Source organism: Gemmatimonadota bacterium, from assembly GCA_009838645.1.
Taxonomy (GTDB): domain Bacteria; phylum JAAXHH01; class JAAXHH01; order JAAXHH01; family JAAXHH01; genus JAAXHH01.
Genome location: VXRC01000020.1, coordinates 25,756 through 47,948, shown reverse-complemented (window position 1 = coordinate 47,948; position 22,193 = coordinate 25,756). Strand labels below are relative to the sequence as shown.

Here is a 22,193-nt window from a genome sequence, read left to right as displayed (position 1 = left end):
ATCCTCCTGTGGCTACGGGAGCGATCCTCCGGCGGCCCGTTCCAGCTGGCTGAGGTATTTGCGGTAGTTTGCCGTTTCCGCCACGTAACCGAGCCGGGTACGCAGCACCATGCGTTCCGCGTCGAGCAGGTTGAGAAAGTCCATCTGCCCCGTCTGGTAGGCGGCCAGCGTCGCCAGCACGCTGCTTTCCGCCTGGACGATCAGGCCCTGCTCGTAGACGTCGAGGGCCCGCCCGGAATGGCTGAGCTGACCGTAGGCCCCCGCGACTTCCGCCGTGACGGCATCCCGGATGCGCTGCCTGGCATGCCGGCTTTCTTCCACCCGCGCCATGGCCTCCTGCACTTCGGCCCGGGTGCGACTCCTGAACACAGGCATATTCACGCTCAGCATGACGCCGAATGCGTCTTTTCCCGCGTCCGAAGCCGGATGGTCTCCGATTTTCGGAACGGTGATATAGGAACCCTGCACCATGAAATCCGGCCGGCTGGCGAGGTGGGCGAGGCGGACGCCCAGTTCGTTTCGACGGATCCGGGCGTCGGCCGCATCCAGCTCCTGACGGACGGCCAGCGCCTGTTCGACCACCATGGACTCGGGCTGCGCGTATCTCGTGGTGTCAATGGACGCCACCGGATCGACCGGCGAATCGGACGGGCGGCTCAGCACGCCGTTGAGCCGGGCCGCGAGGGCGCTGCGCTCGCCTTCCAGCGTAATGCGCTGCTTCACAATCTCCGACGCTTCCACGTGGGACTTGAGCACGTCGGCCTGCGAACCGCTTCCGGTGGCGTACTTCTCCTCCGCGGCGGCGGTGAAGGTCTCCAGCAATACCAGGTAGTCCTCGAGGATGCGCAGGGACCGGTCGACCCGGTAGAGATCGTAGTAGACGGACTTTACTTCATAGGCGATATCGCGGGCGATGGACTGGATGACTGCGGTTTCGACCGCCGCCTCTTCTCCGGACATGTCGCCGCGCAGGCTCCGTTTGCCCGGATAGGGGATCGTCTGACCGAAGGCCAGCACGTTACGCTGAGGCCCGACGCGCGTTTCCGGGGCGGACAGCCACCGCGTGTACGACAATGTCGGGTCCGGGTAGGATGCTGCCTGCGGCCGACGGTGCTCCGCCGCTGCCCTGCGCTGACGCGCCGCCTGCAGGGCCGGGCTGCGGTCCAGGGCCTCGGCGACCAGCGCCTCGAGGCGCGGCGTCTGCGACCGGGCCGGCTGAACGGCGGAAGCCAGGGCGAGAGACGTAGCCAGTAATGCGATCAGAACGCCCGCGTATCGTGGGAATACGGACATGGGCCTGTTCCTCGGTTAAATACAGATGAATGGTTGCCAGTTGAAACGGCCGGGCGAGCGAATGGGCGGCCCCTGAAGGGATACCGCGCCAGATTCCGGACCGGACGCGTCGCATTGCGGTCGAGAAGTACCGCACTCCGGCCCGGCCGCACCGCATTGCGACGGAAACGCACCGCATTGCGACCGGGACGCACCGGAAGCCGGACAGCAACGTATCCGAAAGTCCAGGTACACGATACCGGTTACGCGTCGCGGGTTACGCGCACGGCCTGTTGTTACGCTATGGAGAAAGGAGTATTAAATGAGGTAGGTGCAGTAGAGTGTGCGCAATGGGGGTGGAGACCGGTTGGTTTCCATGTCGGAAGACCATCGCGTGACAAGAACCACCGGTTCAACCACCTGGAATCCCCGCAGCGGCGTGGTCAGGTCCAATTGATCGGGTTGAAAGGGAACGGATGCGGGAAGCGCGGCCGTCCCGGCTTGCCGGTAAGGGGCCGGCTCCACGCTGCAGCAGGACATGGCCAGCGTCCCCTCGGCGCATGTATCCGGCGTATGGGCTGTCGCGCATGAGACCGGTGCCGGGGTCGTCGCGCAACAGGCGTGCACGCCGCCGGTGGGAGTCGCGGCGGGAGTCGGGGCCAATGCCGTGATGCACGACGTGCCTACCGCGGCCGTAACCGCCAGGGACGGTGACGACATCGAGAGAACAAGCATGAGGACAGTGAATCGCCTGGTCAGCCTGGTCAGCCTGGTCAGCCTGGTTTGCCTGGTCAGCCTTTTCATGAACGGATACTCCGGGGAATCAACGGCGATCAATACGTAGAATCTACGCACATCCGGGTGAAATCGCAAACGAAAACCAAACCATCGGGCCGCATACGGGGCCGGGCCGGCCTCAAACGCGGACTGCTTTTCTCACTCGGATCCCCTCTTTTTTCCCCTGACGCGCTGGCGTCTCACGAGTTTGACCATTTCCTTCACCGTGATGCTCGTCTCGACCGTCGGCATATCCAGCGGTGATACGGGTGGCAGTTCGGGGACGACGGCGTATCGCCGACCATCTTTCCTGCGAATGATGACCTTGCCGGTCGATTCCGCTTCGTCGAGCAAACTCGACAGATGCTGCCTCGCTTCGGAATAAGTATATACGTCCATGGTGTAGTCAGCCCCCCTGATTTCCCATTCGCACCACGTCAATACCGAGCGACTCCGCGGCGCGGCCCAACGACCGGTCCAGGGTCAACAGCGGCGCGTTGTACCTGACGGCGGTCTCCAGCAGAAACGCGTCTGCCGCCACCCCCTTCATTCGAGACGCGATCGAAAGAACCTGCTCCATGTCCACGTCCACGTAACGCAAGGGTATATTATCCAGGATCTCCATCCCTCTTCGCGCTTCCACGACGTCTATACCTTTCTGCCGAATCATGACGGACAAGGCCTGGCAGACTTCCCACCGTACGAATCCCGGCGCGATGAGGACATGACCCGAAGCCGCTTCGGCAAGGGCATCCCGTTCAGGACCCCGCATGACCGATGCGATAATCGCCGATGTATCGATGACCATATTCATGCAGAAACCTCCTTTTATGATATTGTACAATTGTACATTATCATGTCAATGAAAACCGCAAATGATCCGTATACCCGGGCCTATGTAGTTTACCGGAAGGATCACTAAGCGTAGTCCGGCCTCAAAGACGCGGGACGCCGTTTAAAGGGGGTTCCACGTGGTCATTTCGTGATTTTTCTCACAATTATCCTCTTTCAGCGTCAATTATTCACACACTGGTCACACTTTTACCGTTATACTCAGGTAGAATGGGCGGTTTTGGACCGACGCACTTCCAAAGCCTGAGTCATCGTCACCTTATAGACATTGGACCACGGGCCGTATATACGCACGTTAATCACGTATTCGGGGAAGGCGCTCATGAACGGTGCAATGGGAGAAGGTGTCAGGGGAGAGTTGACGGACCGGTTTGTCTGTGCGATACAACATCTGAGTCGGTTGATGCACAATGAACGTCTTGGCGAGCTGAAGAAACTCGGATTGAACGCGCACCAGGCAAACACACTGATGATGTTGTACCACCACGGACCCACGCGGATGGGTGCCCTGGCGAATTACCTGGGCAGCAAGCTGCCGCATATGTCCATCATCGTAGATCACCTGGTTGGCAAGGGTTACCTGCAGCGAAGTTCGGATCCGAGCGATCGCAGAGTGGTCATCTGCGAGTTTACCGATGATGGCAGGAAGGCTACGCAGCGGATCATAAACCATACGAGGATTCGCGCGAAAAAGGTAGCCGAAAAATGGGATTTCAAGCAATTCGAGTCCGTGGTCGAGTCGCTGGAATCGTTATGGAGCACCGACGAGGAAAGGTCTGTCTGCATCGTTTCGGATCCAAACAAAGACAGGCTGTTCAACAAGATGTAAAGCCGGACCAGCAGGAAGCGTCCCGCTGGCCGTATGGAAGCGGTCCTTCCCGACCAGGCCGGGACGCCAATCAACGCCGGGACGCCAATCAACGCCGGGACGCCAATCAACGCCGGGACGCCAACCTCCTCCCGGTGGCCCGACCGGGTCGGGAGCCAACCCCGCGCCGTGATGCCAACCCGCAAGGGGCGCCGTACTTCTCCGTCCCGTAATCAACACATATGCTCAAATCCGGTGATCGCCGTCTGACGCGCTCCGGTGGCCGCCGGTTTCCTGCTCCCCCAGGGCGGGTGCCGCCATATCCACACCCGGCGATCGACGGACCTTGATCTCTTCAAGGCGATGACCGCCAAAGAACCCCAGTAATCGTCACCTTTTCCCACCTGGTGATCGGCGTCCTACCTGCTCACCGGTAATCGTCGCCGCCATCCGCCTTCGTGTACCCTTCGGACCGTATCTTGTCGCCCGCTTTATCGGACCGTTCCAGATCGGACGGATTCAGCGTGCCCCGCTGAATCCCGGTGAAATCGCTCCGGCGCCGTATCGCGGCAGCGCACACCGAAGGTCATGGGAAATAACTTAGCCGAGTTAAAGTTTGATTTGACAATTGTTAATTTGCTGGATAGTTTCTTATCAGTTTTGTTGAAGTGTATGATTTTTCACAGTACATTCCTTGCATCGGATCATTCGGTTTTAACTGACGCAGGTACGACCCGAAAGAACCGAAGGAAGTACCGCATTCGCCTTCCGGGCTGGGTCGACCGTTCCCGGGGTTGTTGCTTAAGAATCGGAACCATTCGATCCCGCAGAAAAGTTGCCTTACGAACCGCTCGCTTAAACCCTGGTGTCCGATTTGAACAACGAACGCAGACAGGATATCTCGGACCGCTACCTGAGTTCCGTGGAAGAAATCAACCGGATCATGTACAGCGGCCGTTTGCATGAATGGCAGGGGATGGACCTCTCGATTTCCCAGTTCAATACCCTGGTCATGCTGAAGCAGATGGGTTCCATGCGGATGGGGATGATCTCCTACTACCTGAAGAACACGCTGGCCGCCACGACATCGATCGTAGACCGCCTGGAGAAAAAAGGCCTGGTAGTTCGGACCAAGGATCCCGACGACCGAAGAGTGGTCATCTGCGAATTGACGGAAGAGGGACAGAAAGCCACGGAGCGGTTCTGGCGTGTCGCCCGGGAGGCGGCATTGAGGGTTGCCGGAAAGTGGGACCAGGAGCAGTTGGAGTCCGTGGTCAAGGCGCTGGAACTGATCTTGCGGACCCATAAGGAGATCGTTCAGTCCGGCGTTTCGTCCAGGGCCAACGAGTAGCCTCAGCCTGCCGACCGGGTAGCGCAGATCGCCTGGTTCTGCCTTAAGCGAACATTCCAGAACATCCAAAGCTACGTGGTACGGCTCAACATGAAGTGACGCGCGGCACCGATGATGCCGGCGTCGTCGCCGAGTCTGGCAGGCACGATTTCGAGGATGCCCGCGGACCACTTGTAGGCGCGCCGCGCCACCTCCGCGCGGACGGGGCCGAAGATCAGATCGCCCGCCTTGATGACGCCCCCGCCTATAACGATCATTTCAGGATTCAGCAGGTTGGTGAGACTGGAGACGGCCGTGCCCAGCAGCGTGGCGGACCGGTGCATCACCTCGCGCGCCGTCTCATCGCCCCGGTCGGCCGCCTCGGCGATCATCGCGGCATCGATGCGGCCGGGGTCGCTGCCGGCCAGTTCCGTCAATACGCTCGTCCGCCCGCCCCGCAACAGTTCCCGCGCCTGTTCGGCGATGGCCGTCGCCGAGGCATAGGCTTCCAGACACCCCGGCGCGCCGCAGCCGCACATTCTGCCGTTCTCCACGACGGTCATATGGCCGATCTCGCCGCCCGCGCCGTTTGAACCGCGCCAGACTTCGTTGTTCATGATGATCGCGCCGCCGACGCCCGTCCCGAGGGTGATGCATATGATGTTGGCGTAACCGGCGGCGCCTCCGACCCAGTGTTCCCCGATGGCGGCCGCATTGGCGTCGTTCTCGATCGCCACCGGAAGCTCCAGGCGTTCCCGGAGCAGCGACTGGAGCGGGAGATCCACCCATTCCGGCACGTTCGGAGCGTAGACCACGGTACCTGAATCGGCCGGGATCAACCCGGGCGTTCCCACGCCCACGCCCGCCACGCGGTCCCTGCCGCAGGAATCCATGGTCGTCTCGACGCAGGCCGCCAACCGGTCGATCACCTCCCCGGCGGTTCGGCTGCCCGATATGGACTGCCAGGCCCGGTGGGATATGCGGCCCCCGTCATCCACGACGGCGCTGTTGACGTTGGTTCCGCCCAGGTCCACGCCTATGACCAGGTCGCGCTTCATGCCCGCTCCGTGCTTCCGGAAAACGTGGCCGGACCGCCGTGGTCTCGCTTCATGCCCGCTCCGTGCTTCCGGCCGGATTGGCCCGGTTATTTGAACCGGCGCGATCGGCCGGAATGTCCGGGACCGCCAGGTCCGTGCCCGACATCGACTCCGGACAGGAAATGCCCATCATGGACAGCACGGTCGGCGCCACGTCCGCCAGGCGCCCGCCAGTGCGCAACAGTCCGTATTCACGCTTGTCGTCCACGAGGATGAGCGGCACGGGATTCGTCGTATGCGCGGTGTGGGGTTCGGAGGTGGCGGGGTCGACCATCCTCTCCGCGTTGCCATGGTCCGCCGTCACGACCGCTCCACCGCCGGCCGAGCGGACCGCGTCCATCACCACACCCAGGCACCGGTCGACCGTTTCCACGGCCGCGACCGCCGCGGGGAGCGAACCCGTGTGGCCCACCATGTCCGGATTGGCGAAATTCACCAGCACGAAGTCGTATTCCCCGCCGCGCAGGGTATCGGCCACCCGGGCCGCGACCTCGGGCGCGCTCATTTCGGGCTTCTCGTCGTAGGTGGCCACGTCCCGCGGAGAAGGGACCAGGATCCGGTCCTCGCCATCGAAGGGCCGCTCATCGCCGCCATTGAAGAAATAGGTGACGTGTGGGTACTTTTCCGTTTCCGCCACGCGCAGTTGCCGCCGGCCGGCCAGGCTGATCGTTTCTCCCAGGATTTTACGCATGCGTTCCGGGGGACGAAAGGCGCAGGGCACATCGAAACGCGCATCGTAGGGCGTCATGGTAGCGATGCGTATGTCCGGCACGGCCCCGCGATCGAATCCGTCGAAATTTGTTTCGATGAAGGCCCGGACGAGCTGTCGTCCCCGGTCGGCCCGGAAATTGAAGACGATCACCGCGTCGCCGTCCGAGATTACATTGGCGGGTCGTCCCGGTGCTGATTTGGCGGGACCGTCCGGCGCCGCACCGATCACGGTAGGCGATACGAACTCGTCCGTTTCGCCCCGGTCGTAAGCCGCCTGTACGGCTTCCGCCACGGTACCGGCCCGGTACCCCTTTCCTACGGTAAAAAGCTCGTAGGCCCTGCGCACCCGCTCCCACCGGTTGTCCCGATCCATGGCGTAGTACCGCCCGGTCACGGTGGCGATGCGGCTCACACCGAGTCGCTCGATGGCCTCCTGCAGCGTTTCGAGATAGGCCGGCGCGCTCCGGGGTGACGTGTCGCGGCCGTCCAGGATGGCGTGAACCAGGACGCGATCGCCGGTCAGACCCCGCCGCCGGGCCATTTCGAGCAGTGCCAGGTAATGCTTCTCGGCGCTGTGGACCAGTCCGTCCGACGTGAGTCCCAGCAGGTGCAACCGGCCTCCCGTCCCCCGAAGCCGTTCCAGGACCTCGACGAGTGCGGCGTTTTCGAAGAATGAGCCGTCGTCGATGGACTCGTTAATCCGGCTGACTTCCTGGCGGACCACTCGTCCGGCGCCCAGGTTGAGGTGGCCGACTTCCGAGTTGCCCATGATCCCGGGCGGAAGACCGACGTCTTCGCCCGATGCGCTCAGCATGGTATGGGAATACTGCTGCCACAGCCTGTCGAAGTTCGGCGTCTCCGCCAGCAGAACGGCGTTGGCATCGCCGCGGGGGGCGATGCCCCAGCCGTCCAGGATGACCAGTGCGACGGGAGCATTCATCTGGAAGTACGTACTCCGGCCGTATCGATGCGGGTACCCGATACCCTTCGGCCTAAGGGCTCATTATGAAGAAAACGCGGAAGGCGCTCCGCGTTTTCTGATGAGTTAAATGATGTTCCTGGAAGCCGGACGCGCGACGGTGTGCCGGACGCGCGACGGTGTGCCGGACGCGGCTTCAGCGTCTCCCGTTCGGACTATATGTTATTCTACATGTTATTCTTCGGGAATCCGCAGCCCCACCAGGAATTGTGCGTCGCCTCGCTGAATCCTGAAGCGGATCGCCTGGCCGGCTTCGAACTGCCGGACAATTCCGAGGAATTCCTGTACGCTGGACACGGATTCGCCGTTCACCTCGCGGATCAGGTCGCCCCGCTGAAGGTTCTTGTCCTCGGCCACGCTGCCCGATCGCACCTGAGTGATTACCACGCCCGAACCCGATTCGTAGAAACGACTCCATTCCCGGGTAACATCCATGACATCGATGCCGAGGTTGCTCGCGGGACTTCTTTCTCGCGAATCCTCCCTCGACGAGGTACGCGAGGGATCTCCGTCGGGCAATTCGCCCAGTTCGATCGCGACCGTCACGGGTTCGCCGTCACGGATAACCTCGAGTTCCACTTCCGTACCCGGTGCGATACTCGCGATCCGTTTGCGAAGGTCGTCCGAGTTCTCCACGTCTACGCCATCAACCCCGACGATCACGTCCTCTACCTGGAGGTCGGAATCTCTCGCCGGCCCGTCGTTGGTGATCGTGCTGATCACCGCTCCGTCAGTACCATCGAGCCCCATGGATTCGGCCACGACATCATCTAAATCACTGATCCCAACACCCAGGTACCCTCGGCTTATGCGTCCATCCTCAACCAGCCGGGTCATGATGTCACGGGCCATATTGGCCGGTACCGCGAAACCGATGCCCTGGTACCCGCCGGTCCGGGTTGCGATGGCCGTGTTAATGCCCATGAGGTTTCCTTCCAGGTCGACAAGGGCGCCGCCGCTGTTCCCGGGGTTGATGGCTGCGTCCGTCTGGATGAAGTTTTCGTAAGAGCCGTCAACCGGCAGCACTCTGTTCCTGCCTTTTGCGCTGACGATTCCGGCCGTGACGGTGTGGTTCCGTCCCAGGGGATTGCCCACGGCCATGACCCATTCGCCCACGCGCAGCTTGTCTGAATCGCCGAAGGGCAGCACGGACAGTTCATCGAGATCCACTTTGATGACAGCCAGATCGGTTCGGGGATCCAGGCCGACAATCTCCGCTTCCGCCTCGCGCTCGTCGATCAGTTGAACGGTCAGTTTTTCCGCGTCTTCCACCACGTGGTTGTTCGTCAGGATGTAGCCGTCTTCCGACACGATGACCCCGGATCCCACCCCCGAGAACGGCCTGGGTTGGACATCGGGCTGCTGCCGGCCGCCGAAGAACTCCTCGAAGGGACTCCAGAACCGACGCGCCTGCGCTTGCCTGACCGTCCGTTTACTCTCGATCAGCACCACCGAAGGCTTCACCCGCTCGGCTATGGTGGCGAAAGTTTCACTGAAATCCTGAAGCGATCGCTGGTCAGCAGCCACGACCGGCGTGATCGACCGGTATACGTCCCGTTCTGCAACGGATGCGTCCCAGTTGGAAATGAACAGTGCCCCGAGCACCATGCCCGTGACGAGCAACGCCGCGGCGGCCAGGCTACCGAACTTCCTTTTCTCCTTCATGCTCGATCTCCCTTTTCTGCTGGCTGAACCCAACTTGATCCAACAATGCATATTACCGGGCGCGCGTCCCGGCGTCAATCGTTTACGCCATACCTCACATAACGTCTTACCGAGTTTCCCGTTCAGTTCAGATTCGCGTCGCGGGGCGCAACCGCCACGCCGCCTTCAAGGCTCTCCGCCCACGCCTCGTCGCTTTCCGGTGCGTCGACGGGCTCAGCGTCGACGGGTTCATCGTTGACGGGCTCAGTCTCGACGGGCTTGTCCATGAGCGCCAGTTCCAGGACCTGGTCGATGTGGTCGACCAGGCAGAAACCGAGCTTCTCCTTGACGGCCGCGGGCACGTCGTCCAGGTCTTTCTCGTTCCGGCGGGGCAGTATGATAGTGGTGATGCCGGCCCGCATCGCCCCGAGGACCTTCTCCTTGATGCCGCCGACGGGCATGACCTTGCCGCGGAGGGTGACCTCGCCGGTCATGGCCATGTCGTTCCGTACGGGCCGGCCCGTGAACAGAGAGGTGAGCACCGTCACGAGCGCCACGCCAGCGGAGGGTCCGTCCTTGGGAATGGCGCCCACGGGCAGATGGATATGGATGTCGTGCGCGCCGAAGAACGCCGGGTCGATCTGCCAGTCCGCGGCGTGCGCCCGCACGTACGTGAGCGCGGCCCGGGCGGATTCCTTCATCACGTCGCCCAGTTGGCCCGTGAGCGTCAGTCCCTTGCCGCCGGACATCTTGCTGGCCTCCACGAACATGATCTCGCCGCCGGCGGGGGTCCACGCCAGTCCGATGGCCACGCCGGGTTCGCCGGTGCGCTCCGCGGTCTCAGAGAAGTACTCGGGCGGTCCCAGGTACCGGTGAAGGTCGTCTTCGGACACCGGGAAGGGGGGCGCCTGCCCTTCGGCGACCGAACGGGCCGACTTGCGGGCCACCGCGCGGATCTTGCGTTCCAGGTTGCGCAGGCCCGCCTCCCGGGTGTAGTCGGCAATGATCCGGCCGATTGCCCGGTCGTCGAAGACCACGTCCTCGGTGGACAGCCCGTGCGTCTCCAGTTCCCGCGGGACGAGGTAGCGCCGGGCGATCTCGATCTTCTCCTCTTCCGTGTATCCCGACAGCTCGATGACCTCCATGCGGTCGCGCAGCGGCTCCGGAATGCCGGCCAGCATGTTGGCCGTGGTCACGAACATGACGTTGGACAGGTCGAAGGGCAGATCGATGTAGTGATCGGTGAAGGTGTCGTTCTGTTCCGGGTCGAGCACTTCGAGCAGCGCCGAGGAGGGATCTCCCCGGAAGTCCCGTCCGAGCTTGTCGATTTCGTCCAGCATGAAGACCGGGTTGTTGGTGCCCGCCTTGCGGATGCTCTGGATGATGCGGCCGGGCAGCGCGCCGATGTAGGTCCTGCGGTGCCCCCTGATCTCCGCCTCGTCGTGCACGCCGCCCAGCGAAATGCGCACGAACTGGCGGTCCAGGGCGCGGGCGATGGACTTGCCCAGCGAGGTCTTGCCCACCCCCGGCGGTCCGACGAAGCACAGGATGGAACCCTTCAGGTCCGGCTTCAGGCTGCGCACGGCCAGGTGTTCGAGGATGCGGTCCTTGATCTTCTCGAGGCCGTAGTGGTCTTCGTCCAGGATCTCCCGGGCGCGCTCGATGTCCAGCTGATCTTCCGACGAGACCGACCAGGGCAGTTCCGACAGCCATTCGAGGTAGGTCCGCAGCGTCGAATACTCGGGGGAGATGGACGGGATGCGTTCCAGGCGCTGAAGCTCGCGTTCCGCCTCCACCCGGGCCAAGTCCGGCAGGCCCGCCTCATCGATCTTCCCGCGCAGATCGGACAGGTCTTCGCCCTGACCTTCGCCGTCTTCGCCGAGTTCCCGCCGGATGGCCTTCATCTGCTCGCGGAGATAGTACTCGCGCTGGGCCTTGCCCATCTTGTCCTCGACCTGCGACTGGATGCGGCTGCCCGTTTCCGCCACTTCGACTTCCTGGGCGATCAGGAAGGTCAGCGCCTTCAGCCGGTCCTTGACGTCGCTCAATTCCAGCATAGCCTGCTGGTCTTCGAGGGAGATCTTCAGGTAGAAGGCGATGAAATCGGCCATCTTGGAGGGCTGGTCCTCCAGGTTGAGCAGGGGTATCCGCAACTCCTCGGACATGGTCGGGACCAGTTCGATCAGGCGCTGGAACTGCTCCGCCAGGTTGTGGGCCAGGGCCTTGCCCTCCATGGACTCGTTCTTCCGCTCAGCCTGAAGCTCCACCCGGGCACGCATGACGGGCTCGGTTTCGAGCACTTCCAGCACCCGGGCGCGCGCGACCCCGTGGACGACCGCGTGGAGGCTGTCCCCGGGCAGCTTCATCATCTTATAGATCCGGACCAGCGTTCCGAATTTGTAGAGATCGTCCGGCGTCGGCTGGTCCGTCTCCGGGTCCCGCTGCGCCAGGATCAGCACCATCTTGTCTTGCTGCAGCGCTTCGTCCAGCGCCTTGACGGAACCCGGCCGGTCGGCCACCAGCGCGGCGGCCATGTGGGGATACACGACCAGGTTGCGCACGGGCAGCACGGCGATAGACTCGATTACCGAATCTTCCTGAAGGTTAGTCTGGATTTCCTGGAGTGCCTTGACCTCGGCCATGCGCTACCTCGCTTTCCCTGCCTTTGCTCCGCGACATCAAGAACCGCGTCATCAAGAGACTGTCGGCCGCTCGGGAGACGGCTGGCCGCTCGAAAGACGGTCGGACGCTTGCGCGTGCCTGCCTGTGGTGCACCCAATCGGCGGACGACCGGCCGCGACTCGCGGTAAGCTTACCCTCTTTATACGCACGAACCGGCCTGTACGCTTCATTTGGCCCGAAAGTTCGTGCTGTACTGCATAGATGGAGGGTGCAAACATCATGCCACGGCGATTTCAGGCCTGTGTAACGGCGATTCCGAGCCTGTGTGGGATGTAATTGGGGCGCCGGCACGACGATTCCGGCCCCGCGCACGATAGGCTCTCACTGCGATATGCCAAATTGGCAGTTCGGGTGGCAACAATTGACAAATTGGCATATCATGGACACTGTCGGTCCAAAATGCATTTATCGGACGATACGCGTTTCCCGGATAAGGCGTACACGGCGTGTTGCGAAGCAATCGATCTGCGTCCGGGCAGTTTTCATTGACCTTATCGCCAACTCTCCTACCTTGTTGTTGAATCCCACCATGGAGGAAGATCACATGTATCGCATTCTTGGATTTGTATTGATTGCCGCGGTCATCTCACCGGTCTATGCCCAACAGACAGAGGTGATGATGCTTAATAACGGCCAAATCACATCGCCTGAAAATTTCTATACTCCTCCAAAGGAGCGGGTAACCGAAAAGAACCCCTGGATAGCGTTTCTGTTGTCGACTGCTATAACGGGCAGCGGGCAGTTCTATAACCAACAGTACAGCAAGGGTTCCGCAATGTTCGTCGGTGCTGCCACAGGAATCGGCATGTATTTCTTCTCAAGAGAAGACAACTTCACGCACTCGATATCCTTCAAGCATATCGATCGGAAAGACAACGATAGTATGGGTAATGTAGGAATAGGTTTGACATTGGGTTTCATCGTGTGGTCCATGGTCGATGCGCCAGTTTCGGCCGTTAGAATAAACGAGCGCAATCAGCAGGTTATGACCATGAGACCGATGATTGCCAGAGATCAGATTGGGGTGGTATTCAGCCTGAATTTCGATTGAGCGCAGGTCTTCAATACCGCGCGATGACCGTGCGTTAAATGAACGATCTTTTGGCCTGTTCCATCGTCAATATATGCGTGTTCCCGGCGGGAATCGCCCCGGCGGGAATCGTCCAGGAAACTCCCTTTCTCCAGAAGAGGAACACCCATGAAACGTCCTTTCAATCGGATCGTGACTTCCGCCCTGGCCTGCTTCCTGATCGCGGGATGGGCCGTGGCGGGTTGCGGCGGCGAAGACGGCGGTGAAAGCCAGGACCACGGAGCGGAACCGGCCGAGATCGAAGCGCCCGATCCCAATATGGAGGCCCGCCAGGAGCATATGAGAGAGATCGCCCGGCTCTGCGAAGGCATCGCCAGGGCGGTCGAAGAAGGTTCGCTGGGGACGATCGGGTCCGACGTGACCCATCTCAAGGAGATCATGGAGGAAGTGTCGACGATGCCGCCGCGGTACGACTCCTCCAGGTACGGGTTCTACGCCTCCGACTTCCAGATACGCGCCGAGACGCTCATTGCCGCCGCGGAGACCGGTTCCGCCATCGAGGCCGACTCGGCGCTGCAGGACCTGACCATCACCTGCGGCGTTTGTCATTACAACTGCAAGTTTCCGGCCGATCCGTAATCCCCGGCAAGGAGGAATCATGATCCGCCAGTTCACTGCCGCGCTGGCCTGCGCGGCGCTCGTAACCGTGGCGTGCGGACAGTCCGCAGAGCCCGAACCGTCCGAAGCACCCGCGCCGCCCGAAGAGGAGTCCGCACCCGTGAATCCGATGAACGAATACGGCATGACGGCCAGCAACGTTTTCCTGTATTACGCCGACGTGGAAGCGGCGACGACGTTCTACACCCGGACCCTGGGCTTCGCCGTGGCGGCCGACTACGGGTTCGCCAAGATCCTCCGCGTGGGGCCGAGTTCCTTCATCACCCTCGTCGACGAAGAGATGGGCATGCACAGCGCCAGCGATCCCAAGACCGTCGCCATCGCCCTCATCACGGACCAGCTCGACGAGTGGTGGGACTACATGAAGGACCAGGACGTGGAGATGCGCTTCCCGTACAACCCGGTCGAGGGACGCCCCCACCACGGATTCGTGGCCATCGACCCCGAGGGCTATCTTCTGGAGTTCGAGCGGTTCAACGAACACGCCGAGAACGAGATGCTGATCCCGGTGCTGAACGAGACCGAGACCATCTATCCCGCCGAAGGGGCGTCAAACGTGCCTCCGGGACTGGGTTTCAAGGCGACCGTGGTGTGGTTCTACTACAAGGACATGCCCGCGATCCAGGCGTTCTACGAAGAGGTCATGGGCTTCGATCTGATCGTGGACCAGGGATGGACCAAGATCTACCGCATATCGCCCTCGGGCTACATGGGCCTCGTGGACGAAACACGCGGCATGCACAACTTCACGGAGACGAAGGCCGTCACCATGTCCTTCTGGACGGACCGCATCGACGACTGGTACGCCTACGTCAGTAGCCATGGTTCCTTTGAGATGCGTTCGGAGAAGGTCGAGGAAACGGACCGCTACCGCGCCTTTGTCGCCTACGATCCGGAAGGCTACTACCTCGAGTGGAACGTCTTCAAGGACGCGCCGGACAACGAGACCCTGCACCGGATGCTGCGGGGCGAGGAGTAGCCCGGGGCGAGGAGTAGCCCGGGGCGAGGAGTAGAAGGAAAAAGGAATGGCGATCATCAGGGCCTATGACCCGAAACGCGACCAGGACGCGATCATCCGGGTCTGGCGGGAAGTCCACTGGATCACCAGCGATGAACAGGCCAAGTGGGCGCCTCAGTTCATGGAGAAAGCCCGGACCGATGTGGCTGAAGTGAACGGTGAAGCCGAATGCCAGGCTTCGTCGGCCGACGGCACGTTCCGTTACCTGGACGAAGACCTCACCATGTCCGCCATCGTGGGGGTGACGACCAGCCGGATCGCCCGGAAACAGCGCCTGGCCCAGCGGGTAACCGCGCACCGCATCGCCCAGGACGCGGCGAACGGCGTGGAGATCTGCACGCTGACCATGTTCGAACAGGGATTCTACGACCTGATGGGGTTCGGCACGGGTCCCTACGGCCACAGGGTACGCTTCGATCCCGCCGACCTCACGGTAGACCGTCCGTTCCGTGTGCCCAGGCGCCTGAAAGCCGACGACTGGGAGATGATCCATGCCGCCATGATAAACCGGAGGCTGACGCACGGCGGCTGCAGGTTATATCCCGCGGAATTGTTGCAGGTCGAGCTGAATCATGCGGAGAAATCCTTCCTCCTGGGGTATTGCGATGGCCCCGGCGGCGAGCTGACCCATTTCTTCTGGGCCAGCGACCATGAAGAACACGGTCCCAGCTATATCTACATGATGGCCTACCAGGACCACGACCAGTTCCTGGAACTGCTCGCGCTCATGAGATCCCTCGGCGACCAGATCCGGCTCTTCCAGATGGTCGAACCCCCTGACGTGCAGCTTCAGGACCTGATCAAACAGCCCTTCCGGGCCAGGATGGTCTCCGAAAAGGGATCATTCAACACCCTGATCCGGGGTGATGGATACTGGCAGGCCCGGATCTGCGACCTGGAAGCCTGCATGGCCAAGACCCATCTGGACGGACCGCCGGCGCGGTTCAACCTGGCGCTGCGCGACCCGATCGAGAAGCACCTGGATACGGATGCGCCGTGGCGCGGGATAAGCGGCGAGTACGTGATTTCGCTCGGTCCGGAATCAAGCGCCGGACTCGGCGCCGACCCCGCCCTGCCCACGCTGACCGCCTCGGTGGGCGCCTTCACCCGCCTCTGGCTCGGCGTCCGTCCCGCCACCGGCCTGGCCGTCACCGACGACCTGGACGGTCCCCCTGAACTGCTGTCCGCGCTGGACCGGACCCTGCGCCTGCCCGTGCCGGGGTTGTGCGGGTGGGAGTACTAGGTTTCGTAAGGCTTCTCCGACTAGTGCATCTACGTGTTTCCCGGCGGATCTATATCATATGAGGAATCCCGGTCGAGAACGTACAGCGTGGTCGAGCTAACGGTTAGAGTTTCGATATGTTGATTAAGATCGATCCTGCAGGACAGGTTACCTTACCGACAAGTGTTCTGGACGCCCTCGGTGTGGGTCCCGGCGACCGGATCGAAATCGTAGAGGGGCCGGATGGGTTCATCCTCAGGCCACCAAGGAAAATCGACTACTCCAGTCTGGGGACATTGAAGGACAAAATCAGGGGCGATTATGAACCGCTCGATATCCATGTCTTCCGCGAGCAACCTTATGACCCGTCGCTTAGAGACTGATGTGTTAATCCTCTCAGACTGCTGAACAAAATATGGCCAATTTGACTGTTGGGAATCGCCTTTAGCAGTTCTTCGGGAACGCCTACATGCCACAGATTTTCGATAACATAGAAAAGTCCCTTCTGCCGGCACTTGCACAAACCATGAAGTTGTCTGACAGTGCAGACTTCTGCGTGGGATACCTTAACTTGCGTGGCTGGAGATCCATCGACCAATACGTGGAGAAATGGAGTGGTGGAGAAGGCCACTGCTGCCGATTGCTGGTGGGAATGCACCAACTACCCCACGATGAATTCCGGGCGGCAAGCAGCCTGGTCGAAAGCCGATCTGCCCTGGATAACCGGAAGGTAATTCAACTAAAGAAACAGCTAGCTGAAGAGTTCAAAGATCAGTTGGCAACGGGGGCACCAAGCAACGCGGATGAACAGGGACTACGAAGGCTTGCCAAACAGATAAAAGAAAAGAAAGTCGTCGTTAAGTTGTTCCTCAGACACACGCTGCACGCAAAACTCTACCTGTTGTTTCGTCCTGATCCTATAAACCCGATCGTCGGGTACCTGGGAAGCAGTAATCTCACTCTGTCCGGTCTCTCCAAACAGGGAGAACTAAACGTCGATGTTATGGAACACGATGCCTGCGAGAAACTAGCTCAGTGGTTCGAAGCACGCTGGGATGATCGCTGGTGCATCGATATATCCAAAGAGCTTGTTGAGATCATCGAGGCAAGCTGGGCAAGGGAAGAACTGATACCGCCCTACCAAATCTACCTAAAGATGGCTTACCACCTTTCGCAGGAAGCCAGGGCGGGGCTCGCCGAATTCCGCATTCCCCGCGATTTTGGAAACAAGCTGCTGGAATTTCAAACGGCAGCGGTGAAGATCGCTGCGCATCATTTGAATAAGCGCGGCGGTGTTATCATTGGAGACGTTGTTGGATTGGGCAAGACGCTCATGGCCACGGCGCTGGCGCGCATTTTCGAGGACGATCACAATCTCGAAACCTTAATCATTTGTCCCAAGAATCTGGTGGCCATGTGGAAAGATTACCGGGAGCAATTTCGGATGCGCGCGCGGGTGTTATCGATCAGTCGTGCCATAAACGAACTGCCCGGGATGCGCCGGTATCGTGTAGTAATCATCGATGAAAGTCACAATCTCAGGAATCGCGAAGGTAGGCGCTACAGGGCTATTCGGGAATACATCAGTGAAAACGAGAGTAAGTGTATCCTGCTGTCGGCAACCCCGTACAATAAGACGTACGTCGATCTGTCCAACCAGCTACGACTCTTCGTTCCGGAGCATGAAGATCTTGGGATAGCACCGGAGCGCATGCTTCGCGAAATGGGCGAAACAGAGTTTATACGCCATCATCAAGCTCCTGCCCGATCACTGGCCGCTTTTGAACAGTCCGACTTCGCGGACGATTGGCGCGAACTGATGCGGCTGTACCTAGTACGAAGAACGCGCAGTTTCATCCAGGACAACTACGCTGCCACTGACGAGAACGATGACCGGAAGTACCTTACCTTCGAGGACGGAAGTCGGTCTTATTTCCCAACGCGTATACCCAAGACGGTCGAGTTCGAGATAGACGACCAGTATGCCCGGTTATTTTCGGACGATGTGGTCGATGCTATCAACAGCCTGGAACTTCCTCGCTATGGTCTAGGAAACTACGTTGCGGAGGAACCGGCCGTAGCACCTTCGCAGGAAGAAAAGAAGATCATCGAGGATCTGTCACGGGCTGGCAAGAGACTCATGGGATTTTGCCGAACCAACCTGTTCAAACGTCTCGAGAGTAGTGGCCATTCCTTCATGCTGTCGGTCGAACGTCATGTTCTGCGCAACTATGTGTTTCTTCACGCCATCGAACAAGGACTGCCGTTACCGATTGGTACGACGGATACTGGAATCCTGGACACACAGTCCTACGACGAAGATTCGGATTCGGCGACAGGCAGCATCTTCGATATGGACGAAGAAGATGAAAACGAGGCCCCGAGTAGCGAGACCGGTCTTAAGGTCGAAGAGGATTTTAGAGCAAGAGCAGCCGAGATCTACCAGCTTTACTCCGGTCGGTTCAAGAACCGGTTTCGGTGGTTGCCGTCACAGCTATTCGTCACGGGGCTAAAAAAAGTACTCACATCTGACACTAAAACACTGACGAGTCTCATCGAAAGATCCGGACCATGGCAACCGACGCAGGATGCAAAACTGGATGCGCTGGAGAAGGTTCTGAAGGAGAAACACAAAAATCAGAAGGTCGTTGTTTTTTCACAATTTGCTGATACGGTGCAATACCTGGACAACCAGCTCAAGGTCCGCGGCGTTTCTGAGTCTTCCCCGGTCACAGGCGATTCAGTAGATCCCACCGCGCTGGCGTGGCGTTTCAGCCCGATTTGCAACGAGAAACAACAGTATGCGACCGACCACGGCGAGATACGGGTCCTTGTCTCCACCGATGTGCTCAGTGAAGGACAGAATCTGCAGGACTGCGCCATCGTGGTAAACTATGATCTACCGTGGGCTATCATACGGTTGATTCAACGGGCAGGCCGAGTAGACCGTATTGGCCAGAAGGCAGCAGAAATCCTGTGTTATTCATTCCTTCCAGTCGAGGGTGTGGAGCGCTTGATACGCCTTAGAGCGCGGGTGCGTACACGTCTGAAGGAGAATGCCGAGGTCGTAGGAACAGACGAGGCATTCTTCGAGGATGAGGATACGAAAACGGTGTTCGACCTTTACAATGAGAAATCCGGTATTCTCGACGATGACGACGAATCGGATGTCGACCTTTCTTCGTATGCTTATCAAATTTGGCGTAATGCAACCGATGCAGATTCGTCGCTCAAGAAAACCATCGAGGATCTTCCCTCGGGTGTTCATTCATCAAAATCCTACAGTGTACGCCCGAAACGACCGGATGGGGTGCTCGTTCATATGCGGACTGGTCAAGGGAACGACGCCCTGACGTGGGTAAACAGGAACGGTGAGAGTATCTCGGAGAGTCAGTTCGAGATTCTTCGTTCCGCCGAATGCGATCCGAATACGCCGGCGATGGTTCGTCACGATACACACCACGAACTCGTGACGCAGGCGGCGAAACATATACGAAGGTCGGAAAAACGCGTTGGCGGGCAGTTGGGTCGGCCGTCAGGCGCGAGGTTTAGAACCTATGAAAGGCTTAAGAGCTACGCCGACAGCGTTCAGGGCACTTTGTTCGAATCTGACGCTTTACACAAAACGATTGATGAAATCTATCGCCATCCCTTACGACAAGCTGCGGTGGATACGTTAAACAGACAACTACGTAGTGGAATTTCAGATGAAATCCTGGCCGAACTGGTAATTGCGCTCAGAGACGAGGGCCGACTCTGTATCGTGCAGGAAGATGACGAAGAACTGGAGCCAAGGATCATCTGCTCGATGGGGTTGATTTCGGAAGACTAATCAGATGTCCAGAGTTCAAGCACCAGTGGTCTCGATAAATCCCCTCAGTATTCCATATCAACCCAATGCCGTTACCATCTTGATCCCCAGCGTTTTGCTGAAGGTTTAATCTTGTAAGGCCCGGTAGGCGTCAACTCAATTTCGTGCCGCGGCACGAAGGCCGTACTGGTCAATCGAGCATCTTCAATCCGATCAATCCTGTAACTCCTGTGGGCGTTCTTGTCTACGTTATGCGCGTGAAGTATAACATTGCCCACCCTGGATCGTCGCAACGAATACGGTTCGATTTTTCGTGTCCTACCCTGGTAACGCAATTCAGCACATATCCGATTGGCGGCAGCAAATCGAATAACCTCGAGATGTGCTCGCGCCCTCCTTGGAACTGCATTAACGATATACCTGTCCCGAATCAATTCCTCCCCTTCCTCACCCGTGTATGGAGCAGGTCTTTCAGGTATTAGCTTACCGAACAACCAGAGAAAGAACTCTTCGAGTTGATCCCAAAAGTGTTGCACTGGGAGTAGTGCCGGTAATTGATGTCCCAACATTGACTCCCATGCGCCCTCCAGCTCCGGTCTGAACGGCTCCAGCATATCCAAAGTTGGTACGTCGATTCCCTTGAATTCGCATTTGGAACGTAGCACATCGAGTAGCACTCTCGCTGAAGGACGAATACCCTCATTTCGGTATAGGTTGATTACATCGTATAAGTCCCGCGGCCGGGTTCTCTCACCCAGGGCACGTACTTTTTCGGCAAAGACCTCCTCATAGGCATAACACTGCACAACGATTCCGTTTTCAGGATCGTCACTGAATGGATGAAATATACGGGTCTGAATCGGAGGTAAGGCGATACGTTCGTCTGATATTAGATCGAGTTTGATCCTCGGTGCGTTGTTCCCATGAGGCGATACAGGTCCTCGATATCCGACACGCCCCTGACAGGCATTCTCACCACGTTGGTTTTCATAGATTTCGAATTGCCTGAATTCAGCTGGCAGTGCAATCCCTGTTTCTTCGTGGATCCTTTCGCATGCCTCGGTGAATGCTGATTCGAGAAATTTGGCGTTCAAATGTGATGGATCCATTATTGTAAAGTCTAGATCTTCTGAGAAACGATAGGTCTCGAAGAAACACTTCTTTAGGCAAGTTCCGCCCTTAAACACCCAGTTTCCAGCGAGTTCCTCGTTTCCGAATATACCCCACAGTACCCACCCCAAGACGTAGTCTTTTTCGGTGATTTGGGGACGGACTTTAGATATCTCCGCGGCGCCGAGAATCTCTCTTCTATCGATCATTAATGTTTATCCTATTACCAACCCGGTGGAACCCACAACCGCCATTTAGTTACTAAGCGCGTACATTTAAGTGCGGAATCAATCCTTGCGTTACCCGTGGTCATATGCTCTTTACACCATTTCGTGAGCTTTGATGGACCGGACAGCCGTTCTATCAAGAAGCCCAAGCGCTTCAGTACTGCTCCATTACCAAGTTTCTCTGCAAATGCCATCAACGATTCATCACTTCGTTCCGGCTTCTTCAAGTATTCATCCAGGCAATCCGACACATGTTGTATGCCACCACCTAGCTTTGGATTATGCAACATGTCGATAATGGTTCGGTGAATGTCCGAGAGGGTCACTCTTGTGCTTCCTCGCCAAACCGTCTTAGTGCCGAACACCTTGCGCTTGTGAACATGAAACACCAGGAACCTTGCTCCATGTCGGATCTGCTGCTTTTGTCTAACCGGATTCGACGTCATCACGACTGTGTCATTAAACAGTTGTTCCGTCAGGTCCCAGTACTCCGCAGCGGTCCATCCACCAATGTAGGATGATCCGTAAAGTGATGGCACTAGTACCCAGTGATCGTCCAAAACATAGCGACTGCCAAGTAAATCCAAAGGAACGGGTATGTAAGTCCCACGCCCTACTCGTCGCAACCAACCTTGACCGGCCCATCTGGATAATAGCTTCGAGGCTTCGATTCGTGTTACAGATAGCGTCTTGACTACATCGTCGGTTTCGATGACTTCGTTCGCGTCTTGCAATACCGTTGAAAGCCTTAATCTTCCAATTGGGTTTGATCGTTTGTCATCGGTACTAGTATTTATCATCGTTATTTCTCATTTAATGTGAATTAAAGTAAGTGAGTTATACTAGTCAGAAAATACGGATTGATTCTTTCGTTGTCAAAAACATTTTATGTTTCAAAGATCGTTTGTATCTCGATAACACTATAACCTTAGTCGCAGTAGATTA

The 22,193-nt window shown here is 58.7% G+C and carries 18 protein-coding genes; 9 read left to right on the top strand and 9 right to left on the bottom strand.

All coding sequences use genetic code 11. The features are described from left to right. Window positions 1–12: 12 nt before the first annotated feature. A complete protein-coding gene (locus F4Y38_06145) occupies window positions 13–1,293 on the bottom strand; it encodes a TolC family protein (GenBank protein ID MXY48868.1) in 1,281 nt (426 codons plus the stop codon). Window positions 1,294–1,810: 517 nt separating this feature from the next. Between F4Y38_06145 and F4Y38_06140 the strand changes: the two genes are divergently transcribed. Beyond that, the gene (locus tag F4Y38_06140; GenBank protein ID MXY48867.1) at window positions 1,811–2,116 is read left to right on the top strand and encodes a hypothetical protein; all 306 of its coding nucleotides are present in this window, start codon (window positions 1,811–1,813) and stop codon (window positions 2,114–2,116) included. A gap of 92 nt (window positions 2,117–2,208) precedes the next feature. Here F4Y38_06140 and F4Y38_06135 read toward each other — a convergent pair whose 3' ends face one another. Then, window positions 2,209–2,448, bottom strand: a complete 240-nt coding sequence (locus tag F4Y38_06135; protein MXY48866.1) for a type II toxin-antitoxin system Phd/YefM family antitoxin — start codon at window positions 2,446–2,448, stop codon at window positions 2,209–2,211. A 7-nt stretch (window positions 2,449–2,455) separates the two neighbouring features. Further along, window positions 2,456–2,863, bottom strand: a complete 408-nt coding sequence (locus tag F4Y38_06130) for a type II toxin-antitoxin system VapC family toxin (GenBank protein ID MXY48865.1) — start codon at window positions 2,861–2,863, stop codon at window positions 2,456–2,458. 360 nt (window positions 2,864–3,223) lie between these two features. Here F4Y38_06130 and F4Y38_06125 point away from each other — a divergent pair, with 360 nt between their 5' ends. Beyond that, window positions 3,224–3,730 (top strand): MarR family transcriptional regulator, encoded by a 507-nt coding sequence (locus F4Y38_06125; protein ID MXY48864.1) that lies wholly within the window; start codon window positions 3,224–3,226, stop codon window positions 3,728–3,730. 853 nt (window positions 3,731–4,583) lie between these two features. Then, entirely contained in the window at window positions 4,584–5,060 is a 477-nt protein-coding gene (locus F4Y38_06120; GenBank protein ID MXY48863.1) for a MarR family transcriptional regulator, read from the top strand. 71 nt (window positions 5,061–5,131) lie between these two features. Here the strand turns inward: F4Y38_06120 and F4Y38_06115 are convergent, their stop codons facing one another. The 4 genes from F4Y38_06115 to lon all read right to left on the bottom strand — a co-directional run bounded on the left by F4Y38_06115 (window position 5,132) and on the right by lon (window position 12,112). Further along, on the bottom strand, window positions 5,132–6,097 hold the full coding sequence (locus tag F4Y38_06115; GenBank protein ID MXY48862.1) for an ROK family protein: 966 nt from the start codon (window positions 6,095–6,097) through the stop codon (window positions 5,132–5,134). Between the two features lie 49 nt (window positions 6,098–6,146). Beyond that, a complete protein-coding gene (locus F4Y38_06110) occupies window positions 6,147–7,787 on the bottom strand; it encodes a 2,3-bisphosphoglycerate-independent phosphoglycerate mutase (protein ID MXY48861.1) in 1,641 nt (546 codons plus the stop codon). 213 nt (window positions 7,788–8,000) lie between these two features. Continuing rightward, entirely contained in the window at window positions 8,001–9,542 is a 1,542-nt protein-coding gene (locus tag F4Y38_06105) for a Do family serine endopeptidase (GenBank protein MXY48860.1), read from the bottom strand. Between the two features lie 71 nt (window positions 9,543–9,613). Then, the gene (lon, locus tag F4Y38_06100; GenBank protein ID MXY48859.1) at window positions 9,614–12,112 is read right to left on the bottom strand and encodes an endopeptidase La; all 2,499 of its coding nucleotides are present in this window, start codon (window positions 12,110–12,112) and stop codon (window positions 9,614–9,616) included. 584 nt (window positions 12,113–12,696) lie between these two features. On the opposite strand from lon, the gene F4Y38_06095 reads away from it, so the two are divergent. From F4Y38_06095 to F4Y38_06070, 6 genes are all read left to right on the top strand, one after another. Further along, window positions 12,697–13,203, top strand: a complete 507-nt coding sequence (locus F4Y38_06095) for a hypothetical protein (GenBank protein MXY48858.1) — start codon at window positions 12,697–12,699, stop codon at window positions 13,201–13,203. A gap of 147 nt (window positions 13,204–13,350) precedes the next feature. Then, the gene (locus F4Y38_06090; GenBank protein ID MXY48857.1) at window positions 13,351–13,821 is read left to right on the top strand and encodes a hypothetical protein; all 471 of its coding nucleotides are present in this window, start codon (window positions 13,351–13,353) and stop codon (window positions 13,819–13,821) included. Between the two features lie 19 nt (window positions 13,822–13,840). Beyond that, window positions 13,841–14,839: a VOC family protein gene (locus tag F4Y38_06085; protein MXY48856.1), complete on the top strand. Its 999-nt coding sequence runs from the start codon at window positions 13,841–13,843 to the stop codon at window positions 14,837–14,839. A 46-nt stretch (window positions 14,840–14,885) separates the two neighbouring features. Then, window positions 14,886–16,121 carry a GNAT family N-acetyltransferase gene (locus F4Y38_06080; protein MXY48855.1) on the top strand — a complete coding sequence of 412 codons (1,236 nt, stop codon included), beginning with the start codon at window positions 14,886–14,888 and terminating at the stop codon, window positions 16,119–16,121. Window positions 16,122–16,237: 116 nt separating this feature from the next. After that, a complete protein-coding gene (locus F4Y38_06075; GenBank protein ID MXY48854.1) occupies window positions 16,238–16,483 on the top strand; it encodes an AbrB/MazE/SpoVT family DNA-binding domain-containing protein in 246 nt (81 codons plus the stop codon). An 86-nt stretch (window positions 16,484–16,569) separates the two neighbouring features. Then, the gene (locus tag F4Y38_06070) at window positions 16,570–19,932 is read left to right on the top strand and encodes an NgoFVII family restriction endonuclease (protein ID MXY48853.1); all 3,363 of its coding nucleotides are present in this window, start codon (window positions 16,570–16,572) and stop codon (window positions 19,930–19,932) included. A 71-nt stretch (window positions 19,933–20,003) separates the two neighbouring features. On the opposite strand, the gene F4Y38_06065 is transcribed toward F4Y38_06070, so the two are convergent. Beyond that, on the bottom strand, window positions 20,004–21,230 hold the full coding sequence (locus tag F4Y38_06065; GenBank protein MXY48852.1) for a WYL domain-containing protein: 1,227 nt from the start codon (window positions 21,228–21,230) through the stop codon (window positions 20,004–20,006). Window positions 21,231–21,244: 14 nt separating this feature from the next. Beyond that, window positions 21,245–22,048 carry a hypothetical protein gene (locus F4Y38_06060; GenBank protein ID MXY48851.1) on the bottom strand — a complete coding sequence of 268 codons (804 nt, stop codon included), beginning with the start codon at window positions 22,046–22,048 and terminating at the stop codon, window positions 21,245–21,247. Window positions 22,049–22,193: the final 145 nt, after the last annotated feature.

Excerpts from the sequence above, each read along its gene's own strand:
- F4Y38_06130 (MXY48865.1), bottom strand. The coding sequence starts at position 2,863 with ATGAATATGGTCATCGATACATCGGCGATTATCGCATCGGTCATGCGG.
- F4Y38_06135 (MXY48866.1), bottom strand. The coding sequence starts at position 2,448 with ATGGACGTATATACTTATTCCGAAGCGAGGCAGCATCTGTCGAGTTTG.
- lon (MXY48859.1), bottom strand. The coding sequence starts at position 12,112 with ATGGCCGAGGTCAAGGCACTCCAGGAAATCCAGACTAACCTTCAGGAA.
- F4Y38_06085 (MXY48856.1), top strand. The coding sequence starts at position 13,841 with ATGATCCGCCAGTTCACTGCCGCGCTGGCCTGCGCGGCGCTCGTAACC.
- F4Y38_06090 (MXY48857.1), top strand. The coding sequence starts at position 13,351 with ATGAAACGTCCTTTCAATCGGATCGTGACTTCCGCCCTGGCCTGCTTC.
- F4Y38_06115 (MXY48862.1), bottom strand. The coding sequence starts at position 6,097 with ATGAAGCGCGACCTGGTCATAGGCGTGGACCTGGGCGGAACCAACGTC.
- F4Y38_06145 (MXY48868.1), bottom strand. The coding sequence starts at position 1,293 with ATGTCCGTATTCCCACGATACGCGGGCGTTCTGATCGCATTACTGGCT.
- F4Y38_06105 (MXY48860.1), bottom strand. The coding sequence starts at position 9,542 with ATGCATTGTTGGATCAAGTTGGGTTCAGCCAGCAGAAAAGGGAGATCG.
- F4Y38_06080 (MXY48855.1), top strand. The coding sequence starts at position 14,886 with ATGGCGATCATCAGGGCCTATGACCCGAAACGCGACCAGGACGCGATC.
- F4Y38_06070 (MXY48853.1), top strand. The coding sequence starts at position 16,570 with ATGCCACAGATTTTCGATAACATAGAAAAGTCCCTTCTGCCGGCACTT.
- F4Y38_06065 (MXY48852.1), bottom strand. The coding sequence starts at position 21,230 with ATGATCGATAGAAGAGAGATTCTCGGCGCCGCGGAGATATCTAAAGTC.
- F4Y38_06110 (MXY48861.1), bottom strand. The coding sequence starts at position 7,787 with ATGAATGCTCCCGTCGCACTGGTCATCCTGGACGGCTGGGGCATCGCC.
- F4Y38_06140 (MXY48867.1), top strand. The coding sequence starts at position 1,811 with ATGGCCAGCGTCCCCTCGGCGCATGTATCCGGCGTATGGGCTGTCGCG.
- F4Y38_06095 (MXY48858.1), top strand. The coding sequence starts at position 12,697 with ATGTATCGCATTCTTGGATTTGTATTGATTGCCGCGGTCATCTCACCG.
- F4Y38_06075 (MXY48854.1), top strand. The coding sequence starts at position 16,238 with ATGTTGATTAAGATCGATCCTGCAGGACAGGTTACCTTACCGACAAGT.
- F4Y38_06060 (MXY48851.1), bottom strand. The coding sequence starts at position 22,048 with ATGATAAATACTAGTACCGATGACAAACGATCAAACCCAATTGGAAGA.
- F4Y38_06125 (MXY48864.1), top strand. The coding sequence starts at position 3,224 with ATGAACGGTGCAATGGGAGAAGGTGTCAGGGGAGAGTTGACGGACCGG.